Raw genomic sequence first — 17,483 nt, forward strand, 5'->3', positions numbered from 1 at the left:
ACGTTTTAATCGTATAATTTATATAAAGAAATTAAATGTAAGGTAATTACATTTAAAACGGTATGGAGGGGTAGAAATATGCTTCAAGGGAAATTAAGGAGAAGTAGTTTAAAAGCAAAGTTACTTGTGTCATTTGTTATCATTTTAGTTCTTCCAAGTATTGTAATTGGTTGGACGTCTTATCAACAAGCGAAGACAAATTTTAATGAAACAATTTTACAATCAGCGGAAGATAACGTAAAGATTTTAAATAATGTTATTAATAAAGAGATAGACAGTAAAAAGGTAGACGCAGTATATTTTACAAAGTTATTTAACGGAGTAAGTTACGGAACTGATCAGCTCCAAAATGTGCAAAATAAATTAGAAGAATATAATAAATTACATCCAGAAATAGAAGCAATTTATACGGGATCTAGTACGGGACAATTTATTCAATCACCGTCTATTCAAATGCCAGATGGATACAATCCTACCGAAAGAGATTGGTATAAAGAAGCAGCGAAAAAAAGCGGAGAAGTGGTTATCACAGCCCCATATAAGTCAAGTACAACAGGGAATATTGTTATTACAATAGCAAAACAAAATGAGGATAAGAGCGGTGTTCTCGGTATTGATTTAATTATTAATGGCATTGTAAATACTTCAAAAATGGTCAATATCGGCAAAAAAGGATATGTAGCAATCTTCGACCAATCTAAATATGTAATAGCACATCCGACGATGAAGCCAGGTGACAAAATAGAAGAAAAACTTGAGAAGGAATTGTACAAACAGGAAACAGGTGATTTTAAATTCAAACTCGATGGTGATGATCGCAATATTACCTTTATAACAAATAAGCAGACTGGATGGAAAATAGCAGGAATTATGCCTTCAAAAGAAATTATTGAAGCAGCTAATCCTATTTTCTATAAAACGCTAACTGTTATTGGTATTTCATTAATAATTGGTGGGATTTTAATTTACTTCATAATTGCTTCTATCATTAGTCCGTTAAAACAACTTGTTATATCATCGAAAAAGATTAGTGAAGGCGATTTAACAGAAACAATTACAGTTCATTCTAAAGATGAAATTGGACAGCTAGGAGAAAGTTTTAATGAGATGGCGGCATCATTACATCAGGTCATTTCCAATATAAATACTTCAGCAAGTCACGTGGCGGCATCTTCAGAAGAATTAACAGCTAGTATGAAGCAGACAAGTGAAGCGACGGAACAAATTACACAAGCAATAGAGCAAGTGTCGAGTGGGGCTGAAATACAAACGAAAGAAGTTGAAGAAGGCGCAACATTATTAGAAGAAGTTACAGAAGGAATTCAGCGTGTTGCAGATAGTTCTTCATTAGTATCCACAGCATCTATGTATACGAAGAAAAAGGCTGAAGATGGTGGGAAGTTAGTTGAACAAACTGTGAATCAAATGCAATTAATCCATGAGTCTGTTTCACAATCAGATAAAGTTATTGTTTTGTTAGATGATAAATCAAAACAAATTGGAGCAATTCTTGAGGTGATTCAACATATTGCAGAGCAGACAAATTTGTTAGCGTTAAATGCGGCAATTGAGGCTGCGAGAGCTGGTGAGCAAGGAAGAGGATTTGCAATTGTAGCAGATGAAGTACGAAAATTAGCTGAGCAATCAGGACAGTCTTCTACGGAAATTGGAAAACTAGTGAAAGAGATCCAATTTGATATAAAAGAAACGGTAAGTTCTATGAAGCAAGTTGGGACAGAAGTACAATCAGGACTTGTAGTTGCAAATGAAACGAAGCAAAGCTTTGCTGAAATATTGAAATCTACGGGTGATACAGTTGAACAAATTGATAACATGGTAGATGTAGCGAAGCAAATGACGGTAGATGCAAGACAAGTAAGTGCATCTATTAATGAAATTGCAGCTACGATTGAAGAAAATGCAGCAAGCGTTCAAAATATTGCTGGTTCATCTGAAGAACAATTAGCTTCGGTAGATGAAATAAATGCAGCAGCAGTCCATTTATCACAAATGGCAGAAGAATTACAAGAGATGATTGGTAAGTTTAAAGTGTAATAACGAATGTTAAGAAACGAGGTAATAATTTTACTTCGTTTCTTTTTTTATGAAGAGAAAAAGAAAGAAATATAGAGTAACCATGTTATGATTAAGTATAATTAAAGAGACTGTATATTCTTTAAATTCTATCTTTAATCATGTTAGGGGAATGGTTTTGAAATTAAAAAAATTAAAACTACAACCGAGAATTACATTAACTATTAGTACACTAATTTTAGTTGTACTTCTGTTAACGAGTTATTTATTTTATTACATATTATCTAAAACGGTAGAAGAGCAAATTGGGAAACGGGCTTTGCATGTTGCGAAAACAGTTGCTGCTATACCAGAAATAAAGGAAGCTTTTCAAAAAGAAAATCCAGCTTCTGTCATTCAGCCGATTGCAGAAAAAATTCGAATTGATACAGATGCTGATTTTATTGTAGTTGGAAATAAAGAGGGGATTCGATATGCACACCCTAAGCGAGATAAAATAGGAGAAGCAATGGTTGGTGGAGATAACGAAGGGGTTCTATTAGAAGGGAAATCTTATGTTTCGAGAGCAACTGGATCATTAGGCCCTTCATTACGCGGAAAAGTTCCAATCCGTAATCAGGAAAATGAAATTATTGGCGTGGTGTCTGTTGGATTTTCAATGGACGATATTCATGGTGCAGTAGAAGTGTATGGAAAGCGTGTATTTTGGATTACAATAGCAGGTCTTTTAATTGGGATAATTGGTTCTATATATTTAGCAGGCAGTATAAAAAGAATGATGTTTGGTATGGAGCCAGAAGAAATTTCATCTTTATATGAAGAGCATAGTACAGTGATTCAATCTGTACGTGAAGGGATTATTGTTATTGATCAAAATGGGATGATTAGATTAGTCAATCAAGCAGCTTATGACATTCTTTCATTAGATGAACAACGAAATATTATTGGAGAATTTATTTTAGATGTAATTCCTAATTCAACGATACTAGATGTACTTCAAACTGGGGAAGAACAGTTTGATCGTCAATTAAATATAAAAGGGCAGGCTGTTATTGCGAATCGTCTACCTATTAAAGTAAAGAATAAAGTAACTGGTGTTGTATCGAGCTTACGTTTGAAATCTGAAATGGATCAGTTAACAGCAGAATTATCTCAGACGAAGCAATATACAGAGGCATTACGAGCGCAAACGCATGAATATAATAACTTATTGTATACGCTTTCAGGACTTATCCAGTTAGAATCATATGAAGATGCTTTAGAGCTTATTCATAAGGAAACGGCGGTCTATCAAGATTTTGTTCAATTTATTATGAAGCGAATTCAAAATCCATGGTTAGGTGGGATTTTAATTGGATTCTATAATAGAGCAAGAGAGTTGAAGATTGATTTTATGCTAGACAGAGAGAGTAGCTTAGACAAATTAAGCCCGCATATTGAGAGTAATTATGTCGTTTCTATTTTAGGAAATTTAATTACGAATGCATTTGAAGCGATTGAAAGAAATGAAGAACATAATAAGAAAGTAAGAATGTTTGTAACTGATATCGGAGAAGAAATAGTAATTGAAGTGGAAGACTCAGGACAAGGGATTCATGATGAGGTCATTACTAGCATATTCTATAAAGGCTTCTCGACGAAAGAAGGCGAGAAGCGAGGGTATGGATTAGCAAAAGTGAAAGAGTTAGTAGAAGATTTAAATGGAAGTATCGCAATCGAAAAAGGGGATTTAGGTGGTGCATTGTTTATTATTGCATTACCGAAAGAGAGAGGCGAGTTGTAATGGGTGAGGAGATTGAAGTATTGATTGTAGAAGATGATATTCGAATTGCAGATATTCATCGGCGTTTTACTGGAAAGATTGAGGGATTTAAAGTAATTGGAACAGCGACGACTGGGGAACAAGCGAAAGAATGGTTAGATCTTGTGAAGCCACAGCTTGTTTTATTAGACGTGTACTTACCTGATATGCAAGGAACGGAACTTGTCACATATATTAGGCATAATTTACATGATACAGATATTATTATGATTACAGCTGCATCGGAAACAGATGTAGTGAGGCACGCCCTGCGAGGCGGAGTAACAGATTATATCGTAAAACCACTTATGTTTGATCGATTTAAGACAAGTTTGGAAAATTATAAAAAAAAGCTTGTACAGTTAAAGAAAAATAATCAGTTATCTATAGAACAAATTGAACATTTATGGTCTCAAAGGGGTGTAAAGGGAAATGAAATAGAATATGCGCCGAAAGGTATAGACCCCTTAACTTTAGCAAAAATAAAAAAGCATATGTTAACAGTAAAGGAAGAAGGTATTACTGCGGAAGTGCTAAGCTCAATGGTCGGAGTAAGTAGGTCAACAGCAAGGCGCTATTTAGAGTATTTAATATCTGGGAAAAAAGTTCATGCAGAGCTTATATATGGAAGTGTGGGGAGACCAGAGAGAAGATATTTTCTTGTTTCTTCATAATAAAAAACAGTAGAGGATATATGTCCGCTACTGTTTTTTATTTTATATCGGAATAATCCCAATTACAATTCCAGTAATCAACATGACCATTGTCGTTCCAACTGCCCACAATAAAGTGAAGCGTTGATGTTCACCAAAATCAACTTTAGCCATTCCGACTAATAAATAAGTGGATGCAACAAGAGGGCTTAATAAGTGAACAGGTTGCCCGAGTAAGGAAGCGCGTCCCATTTCAGCTGCACTAATTCCGTAAGTGGCAGCAGCTTTCGTTAAAATAGGTAGTACACCGAAATAAAATGCATCATTGGACATGAAAAATGTGAATGGCATACTAAGAAGAGCTGTAATAATTGGTAGTTGTGGTCCAAGAGCGTCTGGTATAAGAGTTACTACACTTTTAGCCATTGCATCTACCATTTTTGTTCCTGATAAAATCCCAGTGAAAATCCCAGCGGCAAATACGAGAGAAACAACCGCTAATACGTTTCCTGCGTGAGAAGCAATACGCTCTTTCTGTTGCTCTAAGTTCGGATAGTTAATCATAACAGCAATAGCGAAAGCGATTGTAAATAAAACAGGTAACGGCATAACTTCTAGTATGAGACAGACAAGTAAGGTAGCAGTTAATAAAAAGTTAATCCATAGAAGTTTAGGGCGCTTATGAACAGCAGCTTCTACTGTTGCAGCTTGCTCATCCATCGTTTGCATTTGTTTTAAATATTGTACATCCATAATTCCTAAACGCTTTCTTTCTTTTTTTCCAAGATAGTAAGCAACGAAAACTACCCAAAGTGCACCAGCAATCATTCCTGGTATAAGTGGTGTAAAGAGCTCTGATGCGTCTAGTCCAAGTGCACTCATAACACGAGCTGTCGGTCCACCCCACGGTGTAAGATTTGTCACGCCTGCACCTAACATAACAACCCCAGCTAATATAAGTGGATTCATTCCAAGGCGTTTATATAGTGGGTACATTGCGGAAACAGTAATCATATACGTTGTCGTTCCATCCCCATCTAATGAAACGATAATTGTAAGAATTGCTGTGCCAACAACAATTTTTAAAGGATCTCCTTTCACAAATTTCAAAATCCTACTAATGACAGGATCGAATAAACCGCTATCAATCATAATTCCAAAATATAAAATGGCAAACATAAGCATAATACCAGTAGGTGCTAGTTTTTGAATTCCTTCTAACATCATAGGTCCCATGTTTGCATAAAAGCCTCCAATTAATGCGAACGTAATTGGAATTAATATTAATGCTACTAGTGCTGACATACGTTTCGTCATAATTAAAAACATAAAGACAAATACCATCGCAAATCCAAGTAGTGCTAACATGTAATCTCCCCCTCAAAATGATTACGCTTTCAAAATAAAATAAAAATTCAGAAAAAGTTTTTTTTGTTTATCATAAAAGTATCTATTTGAATGGTAAATAATTTGAAAAATAACATCATTAGAAGCATAATTTTTATTTTGGTCATTTTGTTCACGGTAGTTAATTTGAATTTTTTAAAAATAAGCTGCTCTCCATAAGAATGGTAGAATAAGATGAAAATATTGAAGTGTGAAATAGGGAGTAGATTTTATATGAAAACAAGAATGGAAGAGATTTGTAGTTCTTATGAAGGAAAAGTAGAAGAGATTTTTGTTAATGAATCTTCTTACGTATATGAGTGGGAAAAATTAATGATGATCCGAAAAAATAACGGTGAACTTGAAAAGGTTGCAGTCGGCATCAGTGGAAATATAAGATTAGTAAATGTAGTTGTTGGGCAGCAAATTCATACAGGTACATTATTAGTTAGGTTGGAAGATGATTTATTAATTACAGGTTGTGAATGATGAGAGGTGTGTAGAGAGGACTACACATCTTTTTTGTTCTATATATTACAAAAGACACATTGTTTTTTCACAAATCGCACACAAGTTTTTGATATGCTCCTTGTAGAAGATACGGTTAGGGAGGAAATAGAATGAGAACAAAGTATGTGATGCTTGCTATATGCTTATTCTTTGTCTTTACAACTGTAGGATGTGGTAAGAAACAAGCAGAGGCTGTGGCAATTGATGAGAAACATGATAAGTGTGATATTTGCCAAATTGGGGTAATGGATAATCAATTTGCAACACAAATCATTTTAGAAAATGGAAAAGCATTAAAGTTTGATGATATCGGTTGTATGTATAAATGGATGGAGATTAATCCAGGTGAAAAGACGAAAGAAAAATTTGTTCGAGATTATGATTCGAAAGATTGGGTTTCGTTAGAAGACGCTACTTATGTATATGATAAAACAATTACAACACCAATGGCTTATAATGTCATTTCATTTAAAAACAAAAAAGATGCAGAGAGCTTTGTATCTAACTATAAGGGGAAAATTCTTTCGTATAAAGAGCTAGCAGAGCATAAATGGGAAATGAATAAAGAAATGATGGGGAACCCGAAAAAGGGAAATCACGGTGCGCATCATTAATACTAGAAAAAGACAACTATATAGTTGTCTTTTTCTAGTATTATTCAGGTGCAAATATAGAAAAGGTGTAAAATTTTTAGAAGAACGGTTACAATGGAATATAGTAACCTAAAGCAATCATTTATCCCGCTTTAATGGGCAGTAAGACCCCCACCTCAAAATGCAGTGAAAGCAAAGAAGTTAGGTGGGGGGCGGGCTGCCCATAAAAGCCCGATTGGTTCAACTAATAATCAGTGGGGATGAAGAAAACCCCCACTGATTATTAGTTGAACTTTATGTACTTTTTAGAAATGTATACAAATGCGGTAAAATCGTGCTAAACTAATTGCTTCGCTAATATAAGTTTAGATAATCCGATTAAAGAAGGAATATAAAGGGCTTATGGATAAATGTACTCAAGAAGAGTTATTGTATGTGATGGAGGAATGGTTAAGAAAACATTATCTTTCATAGGAGCTGTAGTTGTGAGAAAACAAAAAATTTTATTATGTATGTTATTAGGACTTTTAATGACGGTAGTGGCTTGCGATAAGCAAGAAGAGCCAGAATCGAAACCGGTTCATGTGAAAAACGAAAAGAAAAAAGAGAAGCATAAAGAACAGGAAGAATCTAAAGAAGAAAAAAGTATAAATTTAATGGACAAACAGTTGCTACTTTCTGCAACTCTTGGAGACACAGAAACAGCTATGAAGTTGATCCAAGATGGAGCGAATATAAATGTAGAAGGTGACAACGGAGAAACACCTGTCCTTGCAGCAACGTACCAAAATCATGTAGAGACAGTGAAAGCATTAATTGGTGCAGGGGCTAATATTGAAATTAAAGATGAGAAACAAAGCAATCCACTTCTTTATGCAAGTAGAGAAGGCTATACGGATATTGTAAAAGTATTAATTAATGCAGGAGTTAATACGAAAGAAACGACTAAGTCAGGTGGAACAGCACTTATTTCTGCATCTGAGCGTGGCCATGTAGAGGTCGTAAAAGAATTGTTAGAGCATACAGATATTGATGTGAATTATAAAAATGCTCGTGGTGGAACAGCTTTAGTAGAAGCAATCGTATTAGGAAATGGTAGTGAAAACCATAAGAAAGTAATTCAAATGCTTATTGACCACGGGGCAGATGTAAATATGGCCAATAAGGAAAATATTACGCCACTGCAATATGCTGAAAAAAGAGGTTTTAAAGATATTGCAAATATGTTGAGGGCAGCTGGAGCGAATGAAGTAGTACAGCCACAACAACCAGTAGAATAAAAAACGAAAAATAATCCCATTTAGATAGACAGAATGAAGAAATCAGTTAGCATGATGGATTCAGTAATGTGTATGTAAATGGGATTTTTATTTTGAGCATGAAAAATAGATTGTAAATGGTATATGAAGTAACTAAGGAGGATATAAATGAGGCTCTCAGAACTTGATTTAATAGCAATTCAAGTAGAGGTTTTATTTGTTCATAATCAAGTAGGGAAAATGAAATATGTAAATGAACAAGGAAATCCGAAAGCACCACGTTTTTTTCTTGGCAGAACTCGTGAAGGGAGTATAACGAGATATCATTGTGATCTGGATGATGAAATGGTAAGTAAGATTGAGAACTTAATTCGAGAACCTTCAAATCATATAGAGGTAGCAAAGATTATTCATGTATTAAATGAAGAAAGAACAGTAAAAAATATTTGGATGGGCCCTGCTTTCATGTTCTCTAATAATTTACATAAGCCAACTAGAACAATACAGATAACAGAGAAGAATAAAGAGCTTTTACGAGAAAATTTTCCTCATCTAATAGAACAGATGGAGTGGAGGCAACCTTACTTTGCAATTGTAAAAAATGAAAAGGTAGTTTCTATATGTTGCAGTGCTAGGAGTACGCCTGTAGCTGCTGAGGCGAGTGTGGAAACTTTAGCAGAGTTTCAAGGGAATGGATATGGTACTGATGTTGTTACAGCCTGGGCGATATCAATACAAGAAGATAAACGCATTCCACTTTATAGTACTTCTTGGGATAATTATGCTTCACAAGCAGTTGCAAGAAAACTAAAACTGATTAACTATGGAATGGATTTGCATATTACTTAAATTTTAAAGATAGTGGTTTACTGTTGGGGGTTTATTTTTATATCTAGATTAATGTTAAGGGGATATGGTGAATATTAACATTCGGTTAACGGCTAATTAACAATCTATCAAAACTGACTTAATAAATGCGTAATATAGTAAAGGTAATAAAATAACTAGGGTAGAGAACATTTGAGAACACCCGCTTACATATAACGTGCCACTTTCTTAGGTGTGCTCTATTCCCTAGAGTTCAAATAAGGAGAAAGGTGTTCTATGTAAGTAGGTGTTTTTAGTTTGGATAAAAACAGAAAAGTTAGGTGGAATGTATGTTTAAAGAACCTTATATTGCGATGATAAAGGATTGGAAAGGATACAACACATACAAAAAATTACCGAAAACAGTTTTTCTTATGACGGGTTCAATGCTGGAATTACCAGAGCGTGTATATGAATTACAGAAACATGGACATGATGTCTTTCTTCATTGTGATTTTATACAAGGTTTAAATACGAATACAGAGGAAGCACTTTTGTATATTCAAGACGTTATCGGAGCACAAGGCATTATTTCAACAAAAGGATCGACAATTCGAAATGCCAATAAAATTGGATTAAAAACGATCCAACGTATTTTTATTGTCGATACTTTATCTCTTACAAAATCAATTGAAAATTGTAAAACGACTAAACCGAATGCAGTAGAGATTATGCCTGGTATTATGCCTTCCATTATTAAGCAGTTAGCAGAGGAAATAGAATTTCCTATCATTGCAGGCGGATTGATTCAAACGCGAGAAGATGCAGAAGTTGCCATTCGTGCAGGAGCGAGTGCGATTTCGACGAGTCACTATGAAGTATGGATACAAGAAGAAAAAAGGAGTGCAATCTTGTGATTGAATTGAAAAATGTTTCAAAGGTATATAAAAATGCAGAAGAGACAGCGGTTAAGGGTGTATCGGTTCACATTAAGAAGGGCGAGTTTTTTGTTTTAGTTGGGCCTTCAGGATGTGGGAAAAGCACATTATTACGAATGATCGCTGGCCTAGAAGAAATTTCTTCGGGGGATTTAATTATTAATGAACGTGTTGCTAATGATTTAGAGCCGAAAGATCGTAATCTATCAATGGTATTTCAAAATTATGCACTATACCCACACTTATCTGTAGAAGAAAATATTTTATTTGGACTTAAGGTAAGGAAAGTACAAAAAGAAGAGCGGCAAAAGAGATTAATGGAAGCTATTGAAATGGTAGGGCTGAAAGAGTATGTGAAAATGAAACCAGGTCAATTATCAGGTGGACAAAGACAGCGTGTTGCGCTTGCTAGAGCAATCGTGAGCCAAGCACCGATTTGTTTAATGGATGAACCACTTTCGAATTTAGACGCGAAATTACGTGCGCAAATGAGAATTGAAATTAGAGAAATTCAGCAGCGTTTAGGAATTACAATGATTTACGTTACTCATGATCAAATAGAGGCGATGACTATGGGGGACCGTATCATGGTTTTAAATAAAGGAAGTATACAGCAAGTTGGAACACCGCTTGACATCTATAACGAACCAGCAAATGAATTTGTTGCAAGTTTTATAGGGTCTCCTTCGATGAATATAGATGATGGAGAAGTAGACAAAGAAAAAGGTGTATTACATATAGGGCAATTGCAAATTCCGTTATCTATTGGACAGTTAAAGCAATTACCAGAAGGAATAATTCGCATAGGCATGCGTCCTGAGCATATTGCCCTGTCTGAGGAAGGACAAGAAGTTACGCTACAATCTGTAGAAGTATTAGGCAACGAATCTATATTAAACTTCGCAATAAATGGAACAACTTGGAGTGCAAAAGTCATTGGACAGCTACTCCTGAACAAAGGTGACAAAGTAAAATTATTATTCTCACAAGATAAGTTATGCTTCTTTCATCAAAATACGAATGAACGATTAAAAGTGGTAGCTGAAGAAGAGTTGAAAGTGGTGGCGAAATAATGATTGAAGTAGGCAAGTTACCAGCCCAAGCAAAGGTGGTAAAAAAGAAGAATTTATGGAGTAGAACGAAAGAGTTAAGAATAGGATTATTATTTTTAGCGCCATCTATTTTATTGTTCTCGATTTTTCTTTTTTATCCATTATTTAGGACGATTTACTATAGCTTTTATTTAACAGATATACACGGAGAAGCTAATCTTTTCGTTGGCTTAGAAAATTATCAATACTTATTTTCTGATCCTGCTTTCTACAAAAGCATAAAGTCAACTTTATTATTTGTTGTATATACAGTGCCTACGAGTATTATACTCGCTTTATTTCTTGCATTGATTGCAAATGGAAAAGTAAGAGGTATTGGGGTATTCCGTGTGTTATTTTCTTCCACTATGGGAATATCAGTAGCTGCTAGTGCGGTGATTTGGCTATTTTTATTTCATCCAAGTGTCGGATTATTTAATAATATATTAGCCTCTATGAATCTACCTGCAATCGCATGGTTAACGAGTCCAGATTGGGCATTGTTCTCTGTATCAGTTACAACGGTTTGGGTGAATACAGGATTTGCATTTTTAGTTATATTAGGTGGTTTACAAAACATTGATACGTCTTTATATGAAAGTGCATCTATAGATGGTGCTAGCTATTTATATAAGCTTCGTCGTGTTACATTACCGATGCTATCACCAACTTTATTCTTTATCGTGACAGTAACGTTAATTAGTGCGTTCCAAAGCTTCGGACAAATTGATATTTTAACGCATGGTGGACCAAATGATGCAACGAATTTAATTGTATATTCGATTTATAAAGAGGCATTTGTGAATCATCAATTTGGAACAGCAAGTGCACAAGCGATGGTATTATTTATTTTCATTTTCATTGCTACATTACTTCAATTCAAGTTTGCTGAGAGAAAGGTGCATTATAAATGATCGTTAAACAGTGGAAACAAAATTTCCTATTATACATGCTGCTCATTATTAGTGCAGTAATGGTGTTTTTTCCTGTACTCTATGCATTTTTAATAAGCTTTATGACACCAGACGATATTCAAATGAGAAGGTTATTTCCGACTCAATTTACTTTTGATAATTTTATTAATATTTTTCAAAAAGTACCGCTTTTTACATACTTATATAACAGTTTAGTTGTATCGACAGTTGTTATGATTGGACAACTTATAGTATCAAGCTTAGCAGCGTATGCTTTCGTCTTTCTTCAGTTTAAAGGAAGAAATCTTATTTTCTTCCTGTTTATTTCAACGATGCTTATTCCGTGGGAAGCGACGATGGTACCTAACTTTTTAACGATTCAAAACTTTGGTTGGATCAATAGCTTCGCTGGAATGACAGTGCCGTTTTTTGCAACAGCTTTCGGTATTTTCTTACTACGTCAACACTTTATGACGCTTCCGAATGAACTGAAAGAAGCTGCTTTTATTGAAGGGATTGGAAATGTAAAGTTTTTATTTAGCGTTGTAATTCCGTATTGTAAAACGAGTTTTATTACGCTTGGAGTATATAGTTTTTTAACAACATGGAATATGTACTTATGGCCACTTTTAGTGACCACTGATGAAAAGGTAAGAACAGTCCAAATTGGTGTGAAGCAGCTTCAGTCTCAAGAAGTTGCAACTGATTGGGGAAGCGTAATGGCCGGTGTTACGGTTATCGTAATTCCGACATTGATTCTACTATTTTTAGGGCAAAAGCAATTACAACAAGGATTAACAAAAGGTGCAATTAAATAACTAAGAGAAGGTGAGATTAAAATGAGTCTAGTTAAAAAAGGTGCTGCTCTATTAATGATAGCAACAATGGCATTATCTAGTGCAGCTTGTTCAAATAGTAAAACAGAAGGAAAACCGGAAGCGCAGGCAAAAGTAGCACCAGTTGAAAAAAATGGTGATAAAACTGTAATTCGTTTTTGGCATGCGATGGGTGGAAAAACACAAGGTGTGCTAGATGGGCTTGTTGCAGACTATAATAAGTCGCAAAATAAATACGAGATAAAGGCGGAGTTCCAAGGGACATATGAAGAGTCTTTAACGAAATTTAGAACGATGTCTGCAACGAAAGAAGCGCCAGCTCTTGTTCAGTCGAGTGAAATTACAACAAAATATATGATTGATAGCAAAAAGATTACGCCAATTGATAGCTGGATAAAAAAAGATAAGTACGATACTTCAAAATTGGAAAAAGCAATTACAAATTATTATTCAGTTGATGGAAAAATGTATTCTATGCCATTTAATTCGTCTACACCAGTATTAATTTATAATAAAGATGCTTTCGCAAAGGCGGGCTTAGATCCAGAGAAAGCTCCAAAAACATATGCGGAATTACAAGAAGCAGCGAAAAAGTTAACGATTAAAGAAGGCGGAAATGTAAAACAATATGGATTTTCAATGCTGAATTATGGTTGGTTCTTTGAAGAGTTGTTAGCGACACAAGGCGCTTTATATGTAGATAATGAAAATGGTCGTAAAGATGCTGCAAAGAAAGCTGTATTTAATGGTAAAGAAGGACAAAAAGTATTTGGGATGCTAGATGAGTTAAATAAAGCTGGTGCACTAGGAAAGTATGGAGCAAGTTGGGATGATATTCGTGCGGCGTTCCAGTCTGGACAAGTTGCTATGTATTTAGATTCTTCAGCAGGTGTTCGTGATTTAATTGATGCATCTAAGTTTGATGTAGGCGTTTCATATATTCCATACCCAGAAGATTCAAAACAAAATGGTGTTGTTATTGGTGGAGCATCATTATGGATGACGAATATGGTTTCAGAAGAAACACAACAAGGTGCTTGGGACTTTATGAAATATTTAACGAAGCCAGACGTACAAGCAAAATGGCATACTGCAACAGGCTATTTCTCTATTAATCCAGATGCATATAATGAACCATTAGTAAAAGAGCAATATGAAAAATATCCACAGTTAAAAGTAACAGTAGATCAATTGCAAGCGACGAAACAATCTCCAGCAACACAAGGTGCTTTAATTAGTGTATTCCCAGAATCACGAGATGCAGTTGTAAAAGCATTAGAAGCAATGTATGACGGAAAGAATAGTAAAGAAGCGTTAGATGAAGCTGCCAAAGCGACAGATAGAGCAATTAGCATTTCAGCTCGTACGAGTCAAAAATAAGAGAAAGCCGTATCCGAAAAAGGATACGGCTTTCTTTAGGAGATAAGGGATCAAAAAAATGAAGAAGTCTTATCTCTTTTATATGAGTAAAGGGTCTAGAATGAATCTTGTCCTTTTCATTATTTGTTTAACTCCATTGCAACTTGTTTGCCATTTACGAAAACCTCTGCCACTGCTACCATAACTTCCATCACTTTTTTCATATCTCATCTCTCCTTGTTTTTTGTTTCATTTCTTACTTTTAGTATAAGGAAATATAGCAATCGCAACTATCGAATTGGATGACAAGAGACTTACATTGTTGTAAGGATAATCGTTGTATCTGTAATAAATACGGTTTTAATCTATAATTCTGAAGTTTCTGTCGTTTTGAACTATAATTAGAAAGAGGGGTGATAATATGAAAAGAATTCTTGTTATTAGTGATATTCATGGAGAAATAGAAAAGTTCGAACAGTTACTGGAAGAAGCTCAATACGATGCAAAACAGGATCAATTAATTTTACTGGGAGATTATGTGGATCGTGGTCCAAATGCGCGTGCAGTAATTGAAAAAGTAAAAGAGTTAAAAGAAGATGGAGCCTTCGTTCTAAAGGGCAATCATGAAGATATGATGATTAAGGCGTTAACGACTGATGAGGAACGTTCATGGAACCATTGGGTAAAAAGGAATGGTGGAGACAAGACGTTATACAGCTATGGATTTGTAGAAGAAGATATTGTGGTTAATGAGGAGAATTTCCAAAAAAAGATTTTACAATCTCGTGTATTAGATGAACATGTAAAGTTTATTCAGGAATTAGATCATTACATTGAAACAGAAAAGTATATATTTGTACATGCTGGTGTTGAGCCATTGAAACGAGTTTCTGAATGTGAACCATATACGTTAATGTGGATTCGTAATGAGTTTCATAGTGGGTATAGTGGTGAAAAGGTTGTTGTATTTGGTCATACGGAAACAAAAACGCTTCACGGTAGTGAGAATTGTGGCGTATATTTTGGGAGCAATCGTATTATAGGAATTGATGGCGGTGCTGTATATGGCGGCCAGCTAAATTGTTTAGAATTGCCGAGCAAAAGGGTATATGTAGTAAAAAATTGAAAGAGATAAGGGAAATCTTATTTCTTTCAATTTTTTATTAAGGTAAATTTAAGGAAGAGTCTTTATAATTAATCTTTAAAATTCTGTATCAAGAAAAAGTGTAGAACGAATTAAAAATGAAGTTACAAAATATGATTATATTCTTTTGTTAGGAAAAGCAGGAATGTGATTATAAATAGAATCGAACGATATGGTGGAAGGTGAGAATATGCGCTTACTCGTAGTAGAAGATAATGCTTCTTTATTAGAGTCCATTGTCCAAATATTATGCGATGAATTTGAAGTAGATACAGCATTGAATGGAGAAGATGGATTATTTCTAGCATTACAAAATATATATGACGCTATTTTACTTGATGTGATGATGCCAGAAATGGACGGTTTTGAAGTAATTCAAAAAATACGTGATGAAAAGATTGAAACACCTGTCTTATTTTTGACAGCGAGAGATTCTTTAGAAGATCGCGTGAAAGGGTTGGATTTTGGCGGGGATGACTATATCGTTAAGCCGTTTCAGGCCCCAGAATTAAAAGCAAGAATTCGTGCTTTATTAAGGCGAAGTGGTAGTTTAACAACGAAGCAGACTATTCGATATAAAGGGATTGAACTGTTCGGAAAAGATAAAGATGTTCAAGTAGATGGACAAAGTATGAAGCTAACATTAAAACAATATGAGCTTTTAGAGTACCTTGTTCAAAATAGCGGAAAGATTTTAATGCGTGAACAAATTTTTGATCGTGTTTGGGGATTTGATTCAGATACGACAGTGGCAATTGTAGAAGTGTATGTACATCATTTACGTAAAAAATTAGAGCCATTCGGTTATCAGAAAGATATTCAAACCGTTCGAGGTATTGGATATATATTAAAAGAACAATGAAAAAGGGAAGTATGTTTCAGAAGACGCGTATTCGATTGACTATATTGAATTCATTAGTATTTATCATTTTGATAGGCGTATTAGGTAGTATCATTTATTCTTACACATATAAGCGTATTTATAGTGGAGTAAATGAATCGATAGAAAAAGCCGTTCAACATAGAAAGAATGCAGATGATAAAAAACTACCTAAAAAAATTAGGGGATATCCTCCAATTGGGGATCCAAGGATAATTGAGTTAACTTGGATGGGAAACACGGTGGAGATAGATATTGAAAACGGCAAACGTCGTTTTATCTTTGAAGATAATTTGGAAAAGTTTTCTCCAAAGAAATTAGGAACTTTGCAAGATATAGAAGTACAAGGACAATATTTTAGAATATTTGCATTTCAGAAAGATGCAAAAATAATTCAAATTGCAAGGGATATAACAGCTGAAAAAGAAATGTTACATACTTTATTTTTAATTCTTGTGATAGGTTGTAGCGTAGGAAGTTTATGTGCAATAGGAATTGGCTTTTTCTTAGCTGGTAGGGCACTTGTACCCATTCAAAATTCATGGGAAAAACAGCAGCAATTCGTTTCTGATGCATCACATGAACTAAGGACACCGCTTGCAGTTATTCAATCAAAAACAGATGTTTTATTCCAGTCACCATCCTCTACCATAGAAGAAAAAGCGATGGATATTTCTACAATTTCAAAAGAATGTAGGCGGTTATCGAAACTTGTTAGTAATTTATTATTGCTAGCACGTTCTGATTCTAATCAAATTGAGATGGATAAGAAAACATTTGAACTCGATAAATTGTTAGAAGAAATAGTAGCTCCATATAAGGAGATTGCTTCTTATCAAGAAAAAGAAATGATATTAAAAGTAGAACGTGGCGTATCTTTTATGGGTGATAGAGAGCGGATTCATCAAATGATGGTCATATTGTTAGATAATGCGATGAAGTATACGAATGAAGGTGGTCATATTCAAATCGATTGTACGCAAATGAACAGTTCAATTCGTATACGAGTGAAAGATGATGGGATAGGAGTGAAAGATGAGGATATCCCAAAACTATTTAATCGTTTTTATCAAGGGGATAAAGCGAGAAGTGCGTCAGAAGGAGCGGGATTAGGCCTTTCAATCGCGAACTGGATTGTAGAAAAGCATTATGGGAAAATATTAGTAGAGAGCAGATGGGGAGAGGGTACTTGTTTTGAAGTGATTCTTCCGAAAAACCAAAGAATATAAGTGAGAAGACGATCTTGTTTTTACAAGGTCGTCTTTTTTTAAGGGAAAG

16 protein-coding genes and 1 pseudogene are annotated in these 17,483 nt (G+C 34.7%); 16 read left to right on the top strand and 1 reads right to left on the bottom strand.

Translation table 11 applies throughout. The annotated features are described in order from the left end of the window. Positions 1-78: 78 nt before the first annotated feature. The 4 genes and pseudogenes from ACTFRN_RS17130 to ACTFRN_RS17145 all read left to right on the top strand — a co-directional run. A pseudogene (locus ACTFRN_RS17130) lies at positions 79-1,116 on the top strand (HAMP domain-containing protein); the annotation flags it as partial. A 78-nt stretch (positions 1,117-1,194) separates the two neighbouring features. Continuing rightward, positions 1,195-2,055, top strand: a complete 861-nt coding sequence (locus tag ACTFRN_RS17135; protein ID WP_374702013.1) for a methyl-accepting chemotaxis protein — start codon at positions 1,195-1,197, stop codon at positions 2,053-2,055. A 151-nt stretch (positions 2,056-2,206) separates the two neighbouring features. Then, positions 2,207-3,817, top strand: coding sequence for an ATP-binding protein (locus ACTFRN_RS17140; RefSeq protein WP_073530756.1), 1,611 nt, complete (start codon positions 2,207-2,209; stop codon positions 3,815-3,817). Then, positions 3,817-4,509, top strand: a complete 693-nt coding sequence (locus ACTFRN_RS17145) for a response regulator (RefSeq protein ID WP_000503478.1) — start codon at positions 3,817-3,819, stop codon at positions 4,507-4,509. Before ACTFRN_RS17140 ends, ACTFRN_RS17145 begins: the two co-directional genes overlap by 1 nt. A gap of 42 nt (positions 4,510-4,551) precedes the next feature. Here the strand turns inward: ACTFRN_RS17145 and ACTFRN_RS17150 are convergent, their stop codons facing one another. Then, positions 4,552-5,856: a CitMHS family transporter gene (locus ACTFRN_RS17150; protein ID WP_000880457.1), complete on the bottom strand. Its 1,305-nt coding sequence runs from the start codon at positions 5,854-5,856 to the stop codon at positions 4,552-4,554. A gap of 252 nt (positions 5,857-6,108) precedes the next feature. Here ACTFRN_RS17150 and ACTFRN_RS17155 point away from each other — a divergent pair, with 252 nt between their 5' ends. From ACTFRN_RS17155 to ACTFRN_RS17210, 12 genes are all read left to right on the top strand, one after another. Continuing rightward, complete coding sequence (locus ACTFRN_RS17155) at positions 6,109-6,363, top strand: biotin/lipoyl-binding protein (protein ID WP_000857646.1); 255 nt, start codon at positions 6,109-6,111, stop codon at positions 6,361-6,363. A gap of 131 nt (positions 6,364-6,494) precedes the next feature. After that, positions 6,495-6,998 carry a nitrous oxide reductase accessory protein NosL gene (locus ACTFRN_RS17160; RefSeq protein WP_088106332.1) on the top strand — a complete coding sequence of 168 codons (504 nt, stop codon included), beginning with the start codon at positions 6,495-6,497 and terminating at the stop codon, positions 6,996-6,998. A 389-nt stretch (positions 6,999-7,387) separates the two neighbouring features. Continuing rightward, positions 7,388-8,257 carry an ankyrin repeat domain-containing protein gene (locus tag ACTFRN_RS17165; protein ID WP_000287347.1) on the top strand — a complete coding sequence of 290 codons (870 nt, stop codon included), beginning with the start codon at positions 7,388-7,390 and terminating at the stop codon, positions 8,255-8,257. 147 nt (positions 8,258-8,404) lie between these two features. Continuing rightward, on the top strand, positions 8,405-9,085 hold the full coding sequence (locus ACTFRN_RS17170; RefSeq protein ID WP_014893331.1) for a GNAT family N-acetyltransferase: 681 nt from the start codon (positions 8,405-8,407) through the stop codon (positions 9,083-9,085). A gap of 308 nt (positions 9,086-9,393) precedes the next feature. Next, complete coding sequence (locus tag ACTFRN_RS17175; protein ID WP_000472010.1) at positions 9,394-9,960, top strand: glycerol-3-phosphate responsive antiterminator; 567 nt, start codon at positions 9,394-9,396, stop codon at positions 9,958-9,960. Beyond that, positions 9,957-11,054, top strand: coding sequence for an ABC transporter ATP-binding protein (locus ACTFRN_RS17180; RefSeq protein ID WP_124878378.1), 1,098 nt, complete (start codon positions 9,957-9,959; stop codon positions 11,052-11,054). Before ACTFRN_RS17175 ends, ACTFRN_RS17180 begins: the two co-directional genes overlap by 4 nt. Then, positions 11,054-11,986: a carbohydrate ABC transporter permease gene (locus tag ACTFRN_RS17185; RefSeq protein ID WP_000573570.1), complete on the top strand. Its 933-nt coding sequence runs from the start codon at positions 11,054-11,056 to the stop codon at positions 11,984-11,986. Before ACTFRN_RS17180 ends, ACTFRN_RS17185 begins: the two co-directional genes overlap by 1 nt. Then, entirely contained in the window at positions 11,983-12,804 is an 822-nt protein-coding gene (locus tag ACTFRN_RS17190) for a carbohydrate ABC transporter permease (protein ID WP_000635951.1), read from the top strand. The genes ACTFRN_RS17185 and ACTFRN_RS17190 overlap by 4 nt, the downstream gene beginning before the upstream one ends. Positions 12,805-12,825: 21 nt before the next feature. Then, positions 12,826-14,202: an ABC transporter substrate-binding protein gene (locus ACTFRN_RS17195; RefSeq protein ID WP_000060585.1), complete on the top strand. Its 1,377-nt coding sequence runs from the start codon at positions 12,826-12,828 to the stop codon at positions 14,200-14,202. Between the two features lie 400 nt (positions 14,203-14,602). Continuing rightward, a complete protein-coding gene (locus ACTFRN_RS17200; protein WP_000821960.1) occupies positions 14,603-15,307 on the top strand; it encodes a metallophosphoesterase family protein in 705 nt (234 codons plus the stop codon). Positions 15,308-15,515: 208 nt separating this feature from the next. Continuing rightward, entirely contained in the window at positions 15,516-16,187 is a 672-nt protein-coding gene (locus ACTFRN_RS17205; protein WP_001238610.1) for a response regulator transcription factor, read from the top strand. Then, positions 16,184-17,434, top strand: a complete 1,251-nt coding sequence (locus tag ACTFRN_RS17210; RefSeq protein WP_014893330.1) for a sensor histidine kinase — start codon at positions 16,184-16,186, stop codon at positions 17,432-17,434. Before ACTFRN_RS17205 ends, ACTFRN_RS17210 begins: the two co-directional genes overlap by 4 nt. Positions 17,435-17,483: the final 49 nt, after the last annotated feature.

Source organism: Bacillus cereus group sp. MYBK245-2, assembly GCF_051916145.1.
Taxonomy (GTDB): domain Bacteria; phylum Bacillota; class Bacilli; order Bacillales; family Bacillaceae_G; genus Bacillus_A; species Bacillus_A pacificus.